This is a genomic window from Kitasatospora sp. NBC_00315 (assembly GCF_041435095.1).
GTDB lineage: Bacteria > Actinomycetota > Actinomycetes > Streptomycetales > Streptomycetaceae > Kitasatospora.
Genome location: NZ_CP108025.1, coordinates 3724210 through 3739635 on the forward strand (window position 1 = coordinate 3724210; position 15426 = coordinate 3739635).

At 73.6% G+C, this 15426-nt stretch carries 15 protein-coding genes; 5 read left to right on the forward strand and 10 right to left on the reverse strand.

Going from position 1 to position 15426, the window contains the following annotated elements; genetic code table 11:
* Positions 1 to 603: 603 nt before the first annotated feature.
* Together OG823_RS15065 and nagA are read left to right on the forward strand one after the other, a co-directional pair.
* Complete coding sequence (locus OG823_RS15065) at positions 604 to 1551, forward strand: ROK family protein (RefSeq protein ID WP_371480046.1); 948 nt, start codon at positions 604 to 606, stop codon at positions 1549 to 1551.
* Entirely contained in the window at positions 1548 to 2777 is a 1230-nt protein-coding gene (gene nagA, locus OG823_RS15070) for an N-acetylglucosamine-6-phosphate deacetylase (RefSeq protein WP_371480047.1), read from the forward strand. Before OG823_RS15065 ends, nagA begins: the two co-directional genes overlap by 4 nt.
* Positions 2778 to 2855: 78 nt before the next feature.
* Here nagA and OG823_RS15075 read toward each other — a convergent pair whose 3' ends face one another.
* Positions 2856 to 3866 carry a hypothetical protein gene (locus OG823_RS15075; protein ID WP_371480048.1) on the reverse strand — a complete coding sequence of 337 codons (1011 nt, stop codon included), beginning with the start codon at positions 3864 to 3866 and terminating at the stop codon, positions 2856 to 2858.
* 119 nt (positions 3867 to 3985) lie between these two features.
* A complete protein-coding gene (locus OG823_RS15080) occupies positions 3986 to 5815 on the reverse strand; it encodes a diguanylate cyclase domain-containing protein (protein ID WP_371480049.1) in 1830 nt (609 codons plus the stop codon).
* Between the two features lie 364 nt (positions 5816 to 6179).
* Between OG823_RS15080 and OG823_RS15085 the strand changes: the two genes are divergently transcribed.
* Positions 6180 to 6716 carry a flavin reductase family protein gene (locus OG823_RS15085; RefSeq protein ID WP_371480050.1) on the forward strand — a complete coding sequence of 179 codons (537 nt, stop codon included), beginning with the start codon at positions 6180 to 6182 and terminating at the stop codon, positions 6714 to 6716.
* Positions 6717 to 6749: 33 nt separating this feature from the next.
* On the opposite strand, the gene arfB is transcribed toward OG823_RS15085, so the two are convergent.
* Positions 6750 to 7178, reverse strand: a complete 429-nt coding sequence (arfB, locus tag OG823_RS15090) for an alternative ribosome rescue aminoacyl-tRNA hydrolase ArfB (protein WP_371480051.1) — start codon at positions 7176 to 7178, stop codon at positions 6750 to 6752.
* Positions 7179 to 7246: 68 nt separating this feature from the next.
* Here arfB and OG823_RS15095 point away from each other — a divergent pair, with 68 nt between their 5' ends.
* A complete protein-coding gene (locus OG823_RS15095) occupies positions 7247 to 7744 on the forward strand; it encodes a hypothetical protein (RefSeq protein WP_371480052.1) in 498 nt (165 codons plus the stop codon).
* A 154-nt stretch (positions 7745 to 7898) separates the two neighbouring features.
* Positions 7899 to 8474, forward strand: a complete 576-nt coding sequence (locus tag OG823_RS15100; protein ID WP_371480053.1) for a TerD family protein — start codon at positions 7899 to 7901, stop codon at positions 8472 to 8474.
* Between the two features lie 73 nt (positions 8475 to 8547).
* Here OG823_RS15100 and OG823_RS15105 read toward each other — a convergent pair whose 3' ends face one another.
* From OG823_RS15105 to OG823_RS15135, 7 genes are all read right to left on the reverse strand, one after another.
* Positions 8548 to 9750 carry a hypothetical protein gene (locus tag OG823_RS15105; protein WP_371480054.1) on the reverse strand — a complete coding sequence of 401 codons (1203 nt, stop codon included), beginning with the start codon at positions 9748 to 9750 and terminating at the stop codon, positions 8548 to 8550.
* 206 nt (positions 9751 to 9956) lie between these two features.
* A complete protein-coding gene (locus OG823_RS15110) occupies positions 9957 to 10445 on the reverse strand; it encodes a DUF3180 domain-containing protein (protein ID WP_371480055.1) in 489 nt (162 codons plus the stop codon).
* 175 nt (positions 10446 to 10620) lie between these two features.
* Positions 10621 to 11220 (reverse strand): 2-amino-4-hydroxy-6-hydroxymethyldihydropteridine diphosphokinase, encoded by a 600-nt coding sequence (folK, locus tag OG823_RS15115; protein ID WP_371480056.1) that lies wholly within the window; start codon positions 11218 to 11220, stop codon positions 10621 to 10623.
* Positions 11221 to 11262: 42 nt separating this feature from the next.
* Positions 11263 to 11622 (reverse strand): dihydroneopterin aldolase, encoded by a 360-nt coding sequence (gene folB / locus OG823_RS15120; protein WP_073926649.1) that lies wholly within the window; start codon positions 11620 to 11622, stop codon positions 11263 to 11265.
* A gap of 229 nt (positions 11623 to 11851) precedes the next feature.
* Positions 11852 to 12334 carry a nuclear transport factor 2 family protein gene (locus tag OG823_RS15125; protein ID WP_371480057.1) on the reverse strand — a complete coding sequence of 161 codons (483 nt, stop codon included), beginning with the start codon at positions 12332 to 12334 and terminating at the stop codon, positions 11852 to 11854.
* Between the two features lie 45 nt (positions 12335 to 12379).
* A complete protein-coding gene (gene folP, locus OG823_RS15130; RefSeq protein ID WP_371480058.1) occupies positions 12380 to 13252 on the reverse strand; it encodes a dihydropteroate synthase in 873 nt (290 codons plus the stop codon).
* Between the two features lie 133 nt (positions 13253 to 13385).
* The gene (locus tag OG823_RS15135; protein ID WP_371480059.1) at positions 13386 to 15224 is read right to left on the reverse strand and encodes a phosphatidylglycerol lysyltransferase domain-containing protein; all 1839 of its coding nucleotides are present in this window, start codon (positions 15222 to 15224) and stop codon (positions 13386 to 13388) included.
* Between the last annotated feature and the right edge of the window lie 202 nt (positions 15225 to 15426).

Below are 15426 nucleotides of genomic sequence, written 5' to 3' on the forward strand. Positions count from 1 at the left end.
ACCGGCACCCCGGCGGACCCGACCGGAGCCGCCCCCCGCCGCCCGACCGACTCGGGGCGGCCCGCGCAGCCCCCCGACGCCTGGCGGCGGTGGCTCCGCCGTCGAGGTCGCGCCGCCGGACGGCGACCGGGACGCCCGGGCCGCGCAGCCCCTCTCCCGACGTCCGGCCGATCAGCCGCGGCCGGCGGTCGCACCGGCACGTTCCCCCGTTCGCACCCCCGGACACGGGCTGCGCCCTCCCCCGCGCGCCACGCGCCGCGCGCCCACCCTCTGCATCCCGCCTCTGCATCCCCGTGCGCACCCTGCGCGGGATGCGCGAGGCGGGCCCGGCCGCGCGCATCCCGTCCGGGGCGGGCCCGGCCGCGCGCATCCCGTCCGGGGCGGGCCCGGCCGCGCGCATCCCGGCCGGAACGGGCGGGGCCGGACGCATCCCGTCCGGGGCGGGCGGCCCGGCCGCCGCACCTCACCGTCGGCCGAGGGCGTGGCGGAGGTCGGACAAATCACCCGTTCCCCACCCGCAGCGACAAATCTCACTAGCCCCCGGACGGACCAATCGGCCAACTGGACTAGACCTCTTTGCCCTGGCCAGGCGAAACTGTCCCGGTGAAGTACGTCATCGCACTCGATGTAGGCGGCACCGGCATGAAGGCCGCGCTGCTCGCCCAGGACGGCTCCGTGCTGTTCGAAGCACGCCGACCGACCGGGCGGGAGCACGGCACGGACGCCGTGGTCACCACCATCCTCGACTTCGCCGCCGATCTGGCGGACGAGGGACGGGGCCGTTTCGGCTGCGATCCCCTCGGCGCAGGCGTCGCCGTCCCGGGGACGCTCGACGAGAAGAACGGGATCGCGGTGTTCTCCGCCAACCTCGGTTGGCGGGATCTCCCTCTGCGCAAACTCCTCGGCGAACGCCTGGCCACCGGGGGCGGCGCCCTGATGCCGGTCGCGCTCGGCCACGACGTCCGCTCCGGCGGGCTGGCCGAGGGCAGACTCGGCGCGGGCCGGGGCGTCGACCGGTTCCTCTTCATCGCGCTGGGCACCGGCATCGCCGGCGCCATCGGCATCGGTGGACGGATCGAGGCGGGCGCCCACGGCTACGGCGGCGAGATCGGCCACGTGGTGGTCCGCCCCGGCGGCCCGGCCTGCGGCTGCGGCGCCCGCGGCTGCCTGGAGACCCTGGCCTCGGCCTCGGCCGTCTCCCGGGCCTGGGCCGAGGTGACCGGGGACCCGGCCGCCGACGCGGCCGCCTGCGCGGAAGCCGTCGACGCCGGGGACGAACGCGCGCTGCGGGTCTGGCACCGCGCGGTCGACGCCCTCGCCGACGGCATCGTGCTGGCCCAGAGCCTGCTCGACCCGTCCACGGTGATCGTCGGCGGCGGCCTCGCCGAAGCCGGTGACACGCTCTTCACGCCGCTGCGCGCGGCGGTCACCGAGCGGTTGACCTTCCAGATGCCCCCGAAGGTCGTACCGGCCATGCTCAAAGACACCGCCGCATCCCTTGGCGCCGGCCTGCTCGCCTGGGACCTGCTCTCGATGGAGGTGACCGCGTGACGACCGCGCGGATTCAATCAGCGGCTCAGCCGCGGCGCACCGTCCTGTCCGGCGCCCGGCTCGTCCTTCCCGGTGGTGTCGTCGAGGACGGCCGGATCACGGTCGAGGGCTCCGTCATCTCGACCGTGACGCAGGCCCGGGGGGAGAACGGCACCGAGCGGGAGCCGGGCGACCTCGACCTGGCGGGCCACACCGTGGTGCCGGGCTTCGTCGACCTGCACGTGCACGGCGGCGGCGGCGGCTCCTACGCCTCCGGCATCGCCGAGGAGGCACTCACCGCCGCCCGGACCCACCTGCTGCACGGCACCACCACCACCGTCGCCAGCACCGTCACCGGCGAGATCGACGAAGTCTGCCACCAGGCCGCCGTCCTCTCCGAACTCGTCGAGGACGGCATCCTCGCCGGCGTCCACTTCGAGGGCCCGTTCATCTCCCACAACCGCTGCGGCGCCCACCGCCCCGACCTGCTGCGCGACCCCGACCCCACCCTGGTCCGCAAACTCGTCGACGCCGCACGCGGCCACGCCACCATGGTCACCCTCGCACCGGAACTCCCCGGCGGACTGGAATCGGTCCGGATGCTCGCCGACCTCGGCGTCATCGCCGCCGTCGGCCACACCGACTCCGACTACGCCAAGACACTGGAAGCCATCGAAGCCGGCGCCACCGTCGCCACCCACCTCTTCAACGCGATGCCCGGCATCCAGCACCGCGCCCCCGGCCCCATCATCGCCCTGCTCGAAGACGAACGGGTCACCGTCGAACTGATCAACGACGGCGTCCACCTGCACCCCTCCGTCCTCGACCTCGCCTACCGCACCGCCGGCGCCTCCCGCGTCGCCCTCATCACCGACGCCATGGGCGCAGCCGGCATGGGCGACGGCCTCTACCCCCTCGGCCCGCTCCAGGTCCGCGTCCAGGACGGCATCGCCCGACTCGTCGAGGGCGGCTCCATCGCCGGCTCCACCCTCACCCTCGACGTCGCCTTCCGACGCTCCCTCACCGTCAACGGGCTCAGCCTCAACCAGGCCGTCGAATCCCTCAGCGCCGTACCGGCCCGCCTGCTCGGCCGCTACGACACGATCGGCTCCCTCGAAGCGGGCAAGAACGCCGACCTGGTCGTCCTCGACTCCACCACCCACGACCTCGTCGCCGTCATGCGCGGCGGCCACTGGATCACCGGCGCCGAACGCCTCACCCCCGTCACCACCGCCACCACCGCCTGACCAAGCCGACCGGCCGGCCCCGCGCGGCGAACGGGTTCGGACGGCGTCGACCGACCGGTCGACGCCGTCCGTGCCGGGTCAGCCGTTCGGGGACACGGTGATCTGGTCGACCAGGACGGTTCCCGCTCCCGCCGGCACGGTCACCGTGACGGTGTTCGACCCTGCCTGGAGCTGCGGCAGGATGTAGGTGCTGTACCAGGACTGCGTCGGGTCGCCGCCCGGCGCGTAGTTCTGCAGGTTGAGACCGCCGTCGCGGTCCTTGCCGTTGACCGAGACACCGGCCCGGACGTCGGCCGCCGGGTTGTTGAAGTGCACCAGGAACTTGTAGGTGCCCGCCGCCGGGACGCTGCCCGTCCAGGTCACCGAGGAACCCGCCTGGAGCGTCAGATAGCCGCCGTCCGCCGACTTGGCGCCCTTGACGGTGTTGCCCAGCGGAGCGTTCTGCCCCTGGAGCTGGCCCGCGTCGGTGGTGGTCGGACCGGCGACGGTGGGAGTACCGGAGGGCGTGGCGCTGGCCGTGGCACCGGCCGAACCGGTCGCGGTGGCCGGCGCGCTGGTGTGGCCGCCGGTGGCCTTCCGCCTGGTGTCCGGATCACCGCTGGTCGACAGGGCGATGCCCGCGCCGACGGCGATCGCCGCGACCACGGCCACCGCGCCGATCACCGCGCCCTTGCTGCGCCCGCTGCTCGGCCGCTCCTCGCCCGGGCGGGGGCGCGAGCGCTCGGCGTAGCGGCTCTGCTGGGTGGGCAGCTCGCCGCCGTACGACGGCTGCCCAGGGTTCTGGCCCTGGTTCTGACCCTGGCCCTGCCGGCGGCCGTACGGCTGGGCGCTCTCCTGGTACTGCGGCGCCTGGCGCTGGGCGGGCTGGCCGTACTGGGTGCGCCCGACCTCCACCGGCCGGTTGTAGGAGGTACGCGGCACACCGGGCTGCTGGCCGCTCTGCCGGCCGTCCTGCGCGGTCTCCCCCTCGGCGGGCCGGTAGAGATAGCCGAACGGGTCGTCGTCCTGCGGGGCACCGCTTCCAGGGCCCTCGGGCACTCCGTTGCTGCCGGCGCTCGTCACGGTGGTCAACTCCCCGTCGCGGTGCATCGCACGGCAACCACGCCGTACGGGCCCAGGTTGGTCGCTCGTACCCGGGAACCCTACCTTCCGCGCGTGACCCGGGGAAAAGCCCCGTACGGGCCGCCGCTCCCGGCCGCGGCCGGGAGTCAGCCGGCCCGGCGGTGCGAGCGCTCGCCGCGGGCACCGCGGACGGCGCCACCGCGGGCCCGCTTCTCGTCGTACATCCGTTCGTCGGCGGTGTGCAGCACCTCTTCGATGCTCATGCCGCAGCCCGCCCAGCCGATCCCCAGGCTGACGCCCACCCGCATCGCGCGGTTGTCGATCCGCATCGGCGGGATGATCGCGGTGCGCAGCCGGTTGGAGAGCTCCTTGGCCTCCTCGCGGCCGATCCCGTCGGCCAGCACCACGAACTCGTCGCCGCCGAGCCGGGCCACCGTGTCACCCTCCCGGACGACCTGCTGGAGCCGCCGGGCGACCTCGACCAGGACGGCGTCGCCGGCGTTGTGACCGAACCGGTCGTTGATCGACTTGAAGCCGTCCAGGTCGCAGAAGAGGACCGCGAGGCCCTTCTCGCCGCCGGCCGCGGCGCCGCCGGAGCGCAGCGCCCCGCTCCAGAGCTCACCCCCGCCCGCGAGGTCGGCGGGCACCACCGCGTGCGCGTGGTCGGCGCCCGCGCCGTAGGCCGGCAGGTAGCCGGCCGGCCGGCCGGCCCCGAGCGCCTCGGGACCGCCGTAGCCGTGCATCGGCACCGGGCCGGAGCCGTGGCCCTCGATGCCGTCGAAGGCGGAGTGCGAGCTGTACGAGAGCTCGCCCGCCCCGGCGTAGCCCGGCTCCGGCAGCCGGTCCGCACCGTACGCCGCCGCGTGCTGGGGCGCCCCGCCGGGTGCCTGCGGCAGGCCGCAGAGCCGGCGCCCGAGCCGGGCCTTCAGCTCGGCGCCGTTCGGCAGCCCGGTGAGCGCGTCGTGGCTGGCCCGGTGGGCCAGCTGGAACTCGTGCCGCTTGCGTTCCTCGATGTCCTCGACGTGGGTGAGCAGGAAGCTCGGGCCCTCGGCGGCGTCGGCGACCACCGAGTTGCGCAGACAGACCCACTGGTAGCCGCCGTCCCGCCGGGAGAGCCGCAGTTCGGCGCGGCCGCTCTCGGCGCTGGTGCGCTCCAGCAGGGCTCTGTCCTCGGGGTGGACCAGGTCGGAGAAGCTCTGCTGGCGCAGCACCGCGCGCGGGCGGCCGAGCAGCCGGCAGAGCGCGTCGTTGACCCGGGTGAGCTGGCCCCGGCCGGCGCCGTGCAGCTCGGTGATCGCCATCCCGCTGGGGGCGTACTCGAAGGCCTGCCGGAAGCTCTCCTCGCTGGCCCGCAGAGCCTGCTGCTCCTTCTCCAGCCGGGCCAGCGCGCGCTGCATCTCGGCGCGCAGGCGGGCGTTGCCGATCGCGATGGAGGCCTGCAGGGAGAACATCTCCAGGGCTTCGCGGGTCCACGCGCCGGGGCGCTTGCCGCTGCGCGGGCGGTCGACCGAGAGCACGCCGAGCAGGTCGCCGCCGGCGCTGTACATCGGGGCGAGCAGGCCGTCGCTGGGGTGCCAGTCGTTGGTGTAGACGGGCAGCGGGCCGTCGCCCGTCCAGCGCGGGATGTCGCTGCCGATGGCCCAGCCCCGGTCGTACGGCAGGAAGCGCAGGGTGCCCCAGTGGTCGCTGACGCCGAGCAGCCGGTCCCAGGACTCCCGGGAGCCGACCTGGCCGAGCAGGACGGAGGGGCCGCCGAGGGCACTCTCCTCCAGCTCCCAGACGGCCGCCACCACCAGGTCGCCGTCGGGGCGTACGAGGCTCACCGCGGCGGCGTCGAAGCCGAGTCCGTGCACCGCGCCCTCGACCACGGCCTGCAACGTGCCCGCCAGGCTGCGGGCAGCATTGAGGTCCGCCACGACCCGGTGCAAGGTGCGGAGGGTCGCCAGGCGGACGTACGGCTCCGACTCGGCTTCCATGCGGGGGCTCCCCGGCTGCTTCGGATAGTTCTTGATTGGTTATCGTCCGATTGCCAGAAGAACTGAATCACAGGGAGCACAACGATCGGCACTCTCGGTCAGCAATAGCCTGCCACTTGTGACTCAAATCACATCATGGATATGCGCCCTTATTCAGTTCATCCGCCCAATAGGTGGACATATCGCTACATCGCGACCTTTCAGATGGTCGGCCGCAGCGGCCCGGGCCTGAAGCCACCGGACGGCCGGCAGGCCCTGCGGTTCACTCCTGGGAGTGACGAAGCGGTCCTACCCGTGTCCCGCCGGGAGTCCTACGACCAGGGCCCGATGCCGCGCCGGCCGCCCGGCGACTACCGTGCGGTACGTGTACTCGTCCCCGCAGCCCGACGCTGCCCCCCTCGCCACGCCCGACGAGTTCCGGGCGGCCCTCTCCCAGCTCGCCTCCGGCGTGACACTGGTGACCGTCCACGACCCGGAGGAAGGGGCGAACGGCGAGGACGTCGGCATGACCGCGACGTCGTTCCTCTCCGTCTCGTTGGAGCCGCCGCTCGTGCTGATCTCGGTCCGTGAGGACTCCCGGATGGACGAGGTGCTCTCCCGGGTCGACACCTGGGCCGTCTCGCTGCTCGGCGAGGGGCAGCGGACGCTCGGTGCCCGGTTCGCCATGAAGGGGCGGCTCAGCGACCGCCTGCTGTTCGCGGACACCCCGCACCGGCGCGGCCCGATCAGCGGCGCGCCGCTGATCGACCGGGCGCTGGCCACCGTCGAGTGCCGCACCGAGCAGCGGATAGCCGCCGGCGACCACACGCTGCTGCTCGGACGGGTCCTCCAGGCCCGCGTGCCCGATCCCGGTGGCAACCCGCTGCTGTACTTCCGCGGTGGCTACCGGCAACTCGGCTGAGCCGCGGCGGCCCGCCCGCCCGGTGAACCGCGGTCAGTCACCCTGCGAGCGCCGCCCCTGCTTCAGCTCCGCCCGGTGGCGTTTGTTGGACAGCCGCCGCTCGACCATGCCCTTGCTGGGCTTGGTCGCCCGCCGGGCCTTGGGCGGCGGCGCGGTCGCCTCCCCCAGCAACGAGGCCAGCCGGGCCGCCGCGACCTCGCGGTTGCGCCACTGGGAGCGGTGCTCGGAGGCCTTGACCACCAGCACCCTGCCGTCCACCAGCCGACTCGCGAGCCGCTCCAGGGCGCGTTGCTTCCACACCTCGGGCAGGGCCGCCGAGGCGGCCAGGTCGAAGCGGAGCTCGACCTGGGTGTCGGAGGTGTTCACGTGCTGGCCACCGGGGCCGGAGGAACGGGAGAAGCGCCACAGGAGCTCGGCGTCGGGGACGACCACCGATCCCCGGACGCGGATGGGCTCGGGCATGGCACCATCATCGCGCGCCGGACGGGGACCGGTCACGCGGTTATCCACCACCGCCCGGACCCCCGACAATGGCGGATGTGATCGAGCTCGGCTACTCCCTGTCCAACCGCTTCCCGGACCCCCCGCAGACCGACTACCGCAACGCCTCCGTGCAGGCGCTGCGGTACGACCTGTTCTGCGGGGACGTCTTCCTGGACGCGGACGGTGAAGAGGTTTCCACAGGCTGGGGATGGGTGCCGGTCCTCGACTTCGCCTGGGCCCTGTGCGACATCGTCGAGGAACTCGACCGGGATCCGGACGGCAACCGGGCCGCCCGGGTGCAGGGAGCGGACCTGGACTTCACCCAGAACACCGAACTGCTCCGGTTCGCCCGCCGCTTCAACTGGGTCGAGGTGACCGCCACCTGGCTGCCCGACGCGCCGCCCGTCGTGGTGCGCCACTCCGAGCTGCGGCGCGAGGCCAGGGATTTCCTCCAGGACACCCTCGCCGACCTCTTCGACATGCACTCCGATCTGGCCGACAATCCGAACATCTGGTCCCTGCAGGGCCGGTTCCGCCGCATCTGACGGACCGGCACGGCGGCGCGCCCGAAAACGATCATTGAACGGGCCATTGCCCGGCCTTCACCCGGGCAAAAGAATCTCGACGACCGGGATTCGGAACCAAGCCCGGCCGTTCCCGCGTTATCTCCGGCAAAAGCAACGAAGGGACAGCATCACCATGCCAGTGAGCCTCTCCAAGGGTGGCAACGTCTCGCTGACCAAGGAGGCCCCCGGCCTGTCCGCGGTCACCGTCGGCCTCGGCTGGGACGTCAGGACCACCACGGGTGCCGAGTTCGACCTCGACGCCAGCGCGATCGTGCTGAACGCGGACGGCAAGGTCCTGTCCAACAGTCACTTCGTGTTCTTCAACAACACCAGCACCCCGGACAACACCGTCGTGCACACCGGTGACAACCGCACCGGTGAGGGCGCCGGCGACGACGAGGCGATCAACGTCAACCTCGCCGGCCTGCCCGCCGAGGCAACGAAGATCACCTTCCCGGTCTCGATCTACGACGCGGTGGCCCGCTCGCAGAGCTTCGGGCAGGTCCGCAACGCCTACATCCGCGTGCTCAACGCGGCCGGCGGCGCCGAGATCGCCCGCTACGACCTCTCCGAGGACGCCGCCACCGAGACCGCCATGATCTTCGGCGAGCTCTACCGCAACGGCGCCGAGTGGAAGTTCCGCGCGGTCGGCCAGGGCTACGCCTCCGGCCTGGCCGGCATCGCGCAGGACTTCGGCGTCCAGCTCTGACACTCCCGCCCGCGCCACGACGACGGATGCCCGGCCCCCACCGGGGGCCGGGCATCCGTCGTCGTGGCCCCGGTCAGCGGCCGGCGCGCAGCGCGGGCAGCTCGATGTACTCGGTGTCGTCGTCCGCGCTCAGGTCGACCACCTCGGGGGCCAGGCCCTGCGGCCGCTCCGACTCCCGCACCTGCTCGGGCCCGGCGGCCTCCGGGGCGCCGAAGAGGGCGCTCTCGGCGACCGCCTCGTCACCCAGCACGTCCGCCAGGTCCGCCCGCTCGCCCAGCTCCGAGACACTGCCCACGGCAGGGGCCGGCGCCACCGCGCGGACGGCGGCACCGCCACGCCCGAAGAAGCTGAAGTTCTGGCCCCGGCCGGACTGCGAGGTCCGCGGACGCTGGCGCTCGGGCCGCAGCACGGCCGCCGGGGCGCCGCCCAGCTGCTCCACGGTGGCCGTCAGCACCGGCCGCAGGGGCGACGCGCCGACCGCGCGGGCGCCCAACCCGGGCTGCGCCGCACGAGCCGCGGCGGGCACCGCCGAGACCGACGCGCCCGGGACGGGCTGCGCGGGAGCGACCGGGGCCGGCGCGGCCACCGGGACGGCCGCCAGGGCCGGAACGCCCTTCTCGGCCACGACGGCCGCGGCGGTCGCGACGGGCCGGGCGGCCGGCGGGGCCGTGGTGGCCGGCACCGGACGGGCCCGCAGCGACAGCTCCGCTCCGGCGACCCGCTCGCGCTGTTCCTCCAGCGCCGCGGCCTGCCTCGCCAGGTGCCGCAGCACGGACGCCGCACGGACGTAAGCGGCCGGGGTCGCCGGGTGCCTGGGCCGGGCCGCCGCGAGCGCCCGCTGGGTCGCCTCGGCCTCCTTGAGAGCCTGCTCGGCGACCATGACGGCCCGCTCGCGCAGCAGCCGGGCGATCTCGGTCTCGGCCTTCGCCAGACGCGACTTCTCCGCGGTGAGCCGGCGCCCGAAGCGGGTGGCCCGCTCCTCGGCGACCTCGGCGGCGTACTCGGTCTCGGCGAGCTGCTCCTCGAAGCGCTCCTCCGCCCGCATCCGCTGCGCCGCGGCCACCTCGGCGGCCGCGCGGGCGGCGCGGTCCCGCTGGCGCAGCAGCAGGGTGATGCCCAGCGCGGCGAGCACGGCGGCGACGCCCACCGAACGGACCAGCACCGGGTCCTGACTGAAGACCAGGGCGGTCACGGCGGCCACGACGAGCACGGCGGCGGCGGTGGGGGGAGCGATCCGGCCGAGGACGGAGGAATGACGATGACGTCCGCGAGACATGCACAAGAAACTAGCGTGCGAATTGGGCCCCTGTCAGCCCAGGGTGCCATTCCGCCCTTGACACGCCGAGAGGATTACCGCACGTGTCCACCCGCTCGCCCAAGGTCACCACGGGCGGAGCGCGCCGGCCGGGCGACGGCGTGTACAGCTGCTGCGGCGGCGTGCGGGCCGGGGCAGCCCGGCGGTTCAGCGCGGCGAGGCGCGGTTCAGCGCGGCGAGGCGGCCGGACCGGTCGGGTCGTCGTGGTCCTCGGGCAGCCGGCAGACGTGCTGGAGCCAGAGCGCCGCCGCCATCACGCCCACCCCGGCGAGCACCGCGAACCCCGCCGTGACCGCCTGCGAGCGGCGCGCCTCGACGTCCAGCTCGGTGAGCAGCTGGATGCCCGTCCCCGCGTAGATCCCCGTCACGACGGCCGAGACCAGTGCGCTCGCCTGCGCCAGCACGACGGCGCGGGCGGCGCCCAGCGGGTCGACGCCCTTGGCCCCGGGCTGCCGCTCGCGCGCCGCCTTGAGACGGGCGCGCAGCGAGATCGCGGTGGCCAGCAGCACCACCGCCACCGCGGCCAGCACGATCGGGGCGGCGGTGGGCACACCGGGCAGGGTGTCCAGGGACGCCCACAGCCTGGCACCGGCCCAGGCCAGCGCCGTGGTGACAGCGGTGATGCCGGCCAGCAGACGGATGCGAAGCAGCTTCACTCGGACAAGGTCCTTCCCGGATACCGGAGAGACGGGCGGCCGTACCCGGGTGGCACGGCGGCGGCGTCAGGCCACCGTATCGGGCCCGCACGCGCTGACACCTACTCGTACGGTCGGGGAGCCGTCCCGGTTCCCGACCGGGACGGCTCCCGCCGACCGGCGCCGGGGTGCACGGCTACTCGGGCAGTCGCAGCTCGATGTCCTCCCGGCGACGGACACCCTGTGCCGTCTCGCCGCCGAGGCCCTCCAGCAACGTGGCGACCGTGCCGAGGCCCGGCAGTTCGGCCGCCGGGTCGGCGTCCAGCCACGGGGCGAGCACGAAGGCCCGCTCCTGGGAGCGCGGGTGCGGAAGCAGCAACTCGGGGTCGTCACTGGTGACGCCCTCGTAGGCGAGGATGTCGACGTCCAGGGTGCGCGGCCCCCAGCGGACGGTGCGGACCCGGCCGAAGGCGTCCTCGACCGCGTTGCCCCGCTCCAGCAGGGAGTGCGGCGGCAGGGTGGTGCGCAGCACGACCACCGCGTTGTAGTAGTTGGGCTGCTCCTCGGGGCCGCCGAGGGCCTCCGTCTCGTACACCGCGGAGACGGCCTTGATCCGCAGCCCGGGGGTGTCGGCGAGGGCGTCGACGGCACCCTGCAGGGTCTCCAGGCGGTTGCCCAGGTTGCTGCCGAGGGCGATCACCGCGTACCGCGGGTTGTGCAGCGTGGTGTCCGCCGAGTCCACCCGGCGCTCCAGGTCGAACGTGGTCGGCGAGGCGGTCGGATCACTGGTGCTCATCGGATTCCCTCTGCGGCTTGGCGGCGGGACTCGGCGCGCAGGTCATGCGCGGCCCCGGTGGATGGTGACGGTGACGTCGTCGAACGGCACGGTGATGGGGGCGTCCGGCTTGTGCACCGTGACCTCGACCTCCTCCACCGGGTCGTGCTTGAGGCACTGGTCGGCGATGCGCTGGGCGAGCGTCTCGATCAGGTCGACCGGCTCGCCCGCGATCACCGCGGTGACCTCCTCGGCGATGACTCCGTAGTGCGCCGTGCGGGTGAGATCGTCGCCGGATGCGGCAGGGCGGGTGTCGAGGAACAGCACGAGGTCGACCACGAAGGTCTGGCCCTCGACGCGCTCACGCTCGAAGACGCCGTGGTGGCCCCGGGCTCGCAGACCCCGCAGGGTGACGCGGTCCAGCAAACGAATCACTGCTCCCAGTCGGACGGGCCCTGCCTGCGCAGGGCGAAGGCGGGCATCGTCGCCCGCCGGTCATCGAATCTACCTGCGAGCACTGACAACGCCTGACCGTCCTACCCGGCACGGTGTGGCGTCACGCACGCCGAAGCGGCGATCGAGGTGAACGTTCCGTGCCCGTACCGGGTGGGTGCCGTTGTCCCTCCGGCGCGGGGCCGCCGGGCCGCCGGCCTCAGTCCTCTTCCTCGTCGTCCCCGCTGGTCAGCACGGGTGAACCATGGTGCGACCAGAGCTTCCAGCCGCCGTCCGTGCGCCGGAACAGGTTGGTGGAGACGACCTTGCCCCCGACCAGCGGGCCGAGCTCGCCCTCCTCCTCGGCCTCACCGCCGGAGAGGATGTTCTCGGTGCAGGTGACAAGGGCCACATCGCCCTGCACCTCGGCCTCGACGTCGGTCAGGAAGAACTGGATGTACTCCGTGTTCATCATGATCAGCATGTACGAGCGGGTGACCTGGGCCCGTCCGCGCAGCACCGGCCAGCCGGGGTGGACGCACACCACGCCGCTCTTGTCGTCGGCCTCGGCCGCCCCGAGCCAGGCGTTCTCGACCGCCTCCAGATCGCCGTTCTCCAGCGCCTCGTAGAACGCCCGGTTCGCCGCCAGGACGGCGTCCCGGTCCGCTTCCGGCGCCTGCCGGCCCGATGTCCCGCCACTCAACCTGCCGTCACCTGCCACAGACCCTCCCACCCATTCATGCCGCCTTCACCCCTGCCGAGCCGCGCGCTGCCAGGCCGCGACCACCCGGACGGCGTCCGCGGTACCGGCCACGTCGTGCACCCGCACCGCCCAGGCGCCGCCCTGGGCCGAGAGAACCGACACCGCTGCGGTCGCGTCGTCGCGCTCCCGGGCCGGGCGCAGCTCCCCGGTTTCCGGGTTGGCCAGCAGCGTACCCAGGAACCGCTTGCGCGAAGCGGCCACCAGCACCGGCCTGCCGAGAGCGGTGAGGGCGTCCAGCCGGCCGAGCAGGGCCCAGTTGTGCTCGGCGGTCTTGGCGAAGCCGAGGCCGGGGTCCAGCACCAGCTGCTCCTCCTTGACGCCGGCCGCCAGCAGCGCCTCCACCCGCGCGGCGAGCTCGGCGACCACCTCGGCGACCACGTCGCCGTACACCGCGCGGCTCTCCATGTCGGCGGACTGCCCGCGCCAGTGCATCACCACGAACGGCGCGCCGGTGGCGGCGACCACCTCGGCCATCGCCGGGTCGGCCAGTCCCCCGGAGACGTCGTTGACCAGCCGGGCGCCGGCCGCGACGGCCTGCTCGGCCACCGAGGCCCGCATGGTGTCGATGCTGACCACCACGCCGGCCTCGGCCAGCTCCCGGACCACCGGGACGACCCGGTCCAGCTCCTCCCGCTCGCTCACCCGCTCCGCTCCCGGACGGGTCGACTCACCACCGACGTCGACCAGGTCCGCCCCGCGCGCCCGCAGTGCCAGCCCGTGGGCGATGGCCCGGGCGGGGTCGTGCCAGAGCCCTCCGTCCGAGAAGGAGTCGGGCGTCACGTTGACCACGCCCATCACGGCACAGCGGTCGAGTTGCGGCAGACCGGACGGCGGGCGGTGCGACAGCGGGTAGTCCATACCCCCATTATCGAGCCGGCCCCGCTCCGGGCACGCGCCACCGCCGCGCCGCCCCCGCCACGCCGCCCCCGGCCGGAAGCCCCGCCCCGGGCGCCCCGGAGACGGGCGACCCGGAGGCGGGCCGGCGCCCCGGTCAAGCGGCTTCGGTGATCTCCGGGCACGGCGGAGCCGGCATCAGCCCCTGCCGCTGACGCTTGCGGCCGAACCTCGGCATGCCGAGCGTGATGAAGGCCTCCGCCTGCATCACGGCGAAGCCGATCCGCGGCAGGTCCCGGGTCTGCGGGTAGACCAGGAAGCGCGGTTCCCAGTCCGGCTGGAACTTGGCGTTGAACTTGTACAGCGACTCGATCTGGAACCAGCGGGAGGAGAAGACCAGCAGCCCGCGCCAGGCGCGCAGCACCGGGCCGGCGCCGATCCGCTCACCGCGGGCCAGCGCGGACCGGAACATCGCGAAGTTCAGCGAGACCCGGCGGACGCCGAGCGCCGGCACGGCCTGCAGGGCGGCGACGATCAGCAGTTCGTTGAGGCCGGGGTCGGCGGCGCGGTCGCGCCGCATCAGCTCCAGCGAGATGCCGTCCGGCCCCCAGGGCACGAAGTGCAGCACGGCCTTGAGGTCGTCGCCGCTCTCGCCCTCGGCGGGCGCCTTGTGCGCGGTGACCACCACGCAGTCGTCGTCGCCGGGATCGCCGAATCGGCCGAGTGCCATCGAGAAGCCGCGCTCGGTGTCGGTGCCGCGCCAGCGGGAGGCGGCCTCCGCGATCCGGTACTTCTCGTCCTGGCCGAGCTCGCGGACCCGGCGCACCTGGCAGGAGTAGCCGTTGCGCTCGATCCGCTTGACCATCTGGCGGACGTTGCGCATGGACCGGCCGGCGAGCGAGAAGGTGCCCGTGTCGACGATCGCCTCGTCGCCGAGCTCCAGCGCGTCCAGCCCCGCCTCACGGGTCCAGACCTCGCCCCCGACCTCGCTGCAGCCGACCACGGCCGGCACCCAGGCGTGCTCGCGGGCCATGGTCATGAACACCTTGATGGCGCCGGGCCAGGCCTCGACGTCGCCCACCGGGTCGCCGGAGGCGAGCATCACGCCGGAGATCACCCGGTAGGACACGGCCGCCTTGCCGGTGGGCGAGAACAGCACGCTCTTGTCGCGGCGCAGGGCGAAGTAGCCGAGCGAGTCGCGCTCGCCGTGGCGGGCCAGCAGCGCCCGGACCTTCTCCTCGTCCTCGGCGGTCAGCTCGGGTTCCGGCTTCTCCGGGCGCAGCGCGAGGTAGGCGGTGGTACCGGCGGTCAGCAGGCCCAGCGCGCCGAGCAGGTAGGCGACCAGGTCGGAGACCCGCTCGTTGCTGTAGTCGATCGGCCCCTCGAAGCCGAACAGCCCGTAGACCACGTGCTCCAGCCGGTCGAAGAAGCTGGGGTCGTGGATCTCGGACTTCCAGCGGACGCTGACGATGAGCAGGCCGAGGAACACGCTGACGGCGCCCATCACGACCAGGTTGGCGACCGCGCGCCAGCGGGTGCGCGGGTCGGCCTTGGCGTAGAACTCGCGCCGGTGCACCAGCACCACCGCGAGCAGCACCAGGGAGACCACGGCGGGGCCGACCTGGTGCCAGCGCAGGATGTGCAGGGCCGCGCCCACCGGCAGGAGCACGCACACGGCGCGCCAGGCGCGCACCTTGCGCCGGCGCAGGGCGTGCGCCAGCAGCACCAGCAGCAGCCCGACCATCAGCGTGCCGACCGCCGCCAGGGTGGTGGTGCCGCCGGGCAGCTGGCCGTTGATCGAGTGCATCCGGGTGTGCCGGAACTTCGGGAACACCGCGCTCGCGATGTCCAGCAGACCGATCAGCAGGCAGGCGTAGCCGACCGCGCCCGGGAGCCAGGACCGCGGTACGGCGGCCGCTTGGGTACGAAGTGTCTGCAGTCCACGCCGACGGGGCGGCGGGGCGGGCGACGGCTCAACGGACACGGGAACGCTCATGGGAGGACAGCGTAGAGGGTGTGGAGCGCCGTCCCGCGAATCCTGGGGAGGAGCGGTGATGGACATTCATGTTATTTCCTCATTCAGGCAATGCGCGCACCAAATCCCGGATAACGGACGGTGAACCCGTCTCCGCTCCCGCGCGCCGATTGGTCCATGGGTGGGATCCGACCACGCTGCCGCGCGGCGCGGTCGGCCGCCG

Bases quoted from the DNA above. Each gene is read 5' to 3' on its own strand.
- OG823_RS15095 (WP_371480052.1), top strand. From the start codon at position 7,247: ATGGCGGATGTGATCGAGCTCGGCTACTCCCTGTCCAACCGCTTCCCG.
- OG823_RS15100 (WP_371480053.1), top strand. From the start codon at position 7,899: ATGCCAGTGAGCCTCTCCAAGGGTGGCAACGTCTCGCTGACCAAGGAG.
- folK (WP_371480056.1), bottom strand. From the start codon at position 11,220: ATGAGCACCAGTGATCCGACCGCCTCGCCGACCACGTTCGACCTGGAG.
- OG823_RS15075 (WP_371480048.1), bottom strand. From the start codon at position 3,866: ATGCACCGCGACGGGGAGTTGACCACCGTGACGAGCGCCGGCAGCAAC.
- folP (WP_371480058.1), bottom strand. From the start codon at position 13,252: ATGGACTACCCGCTGTCGCACCGCCCGCCGTCCGGTCTGCCGCAACTC.
- arfB (WP_371480051.1), bottom strand. From the start codon at position 7,178: ATGCCCGAGCCCATCCGCGTCCGGGGATCGGTGGTCGTCCCCGACGCC.
- OG823_RS15080 (WP_371480049.1), bottom strand. From the start codon at position 5,815: ATGGAAGCCGAGTCGGAGCCGTACGTCCGCCTGGCGACCCTCCGCACC.
- OG823_RS15105 (WP_371480054.1), bottom strand. From the start codon at position 9,750: ATGTCTCGCGGACGTCATCGTCATTCCTCCGTCCTCGGCCGGATCGCT.
- OG823_RS15135 (WP_371480059.1), bottom strand. From the start codon at position 15,224: ATGAGCGTTCCCGTGTCCGTTGAGCCGTCGCCCGCCCCGCCGCCCCGT.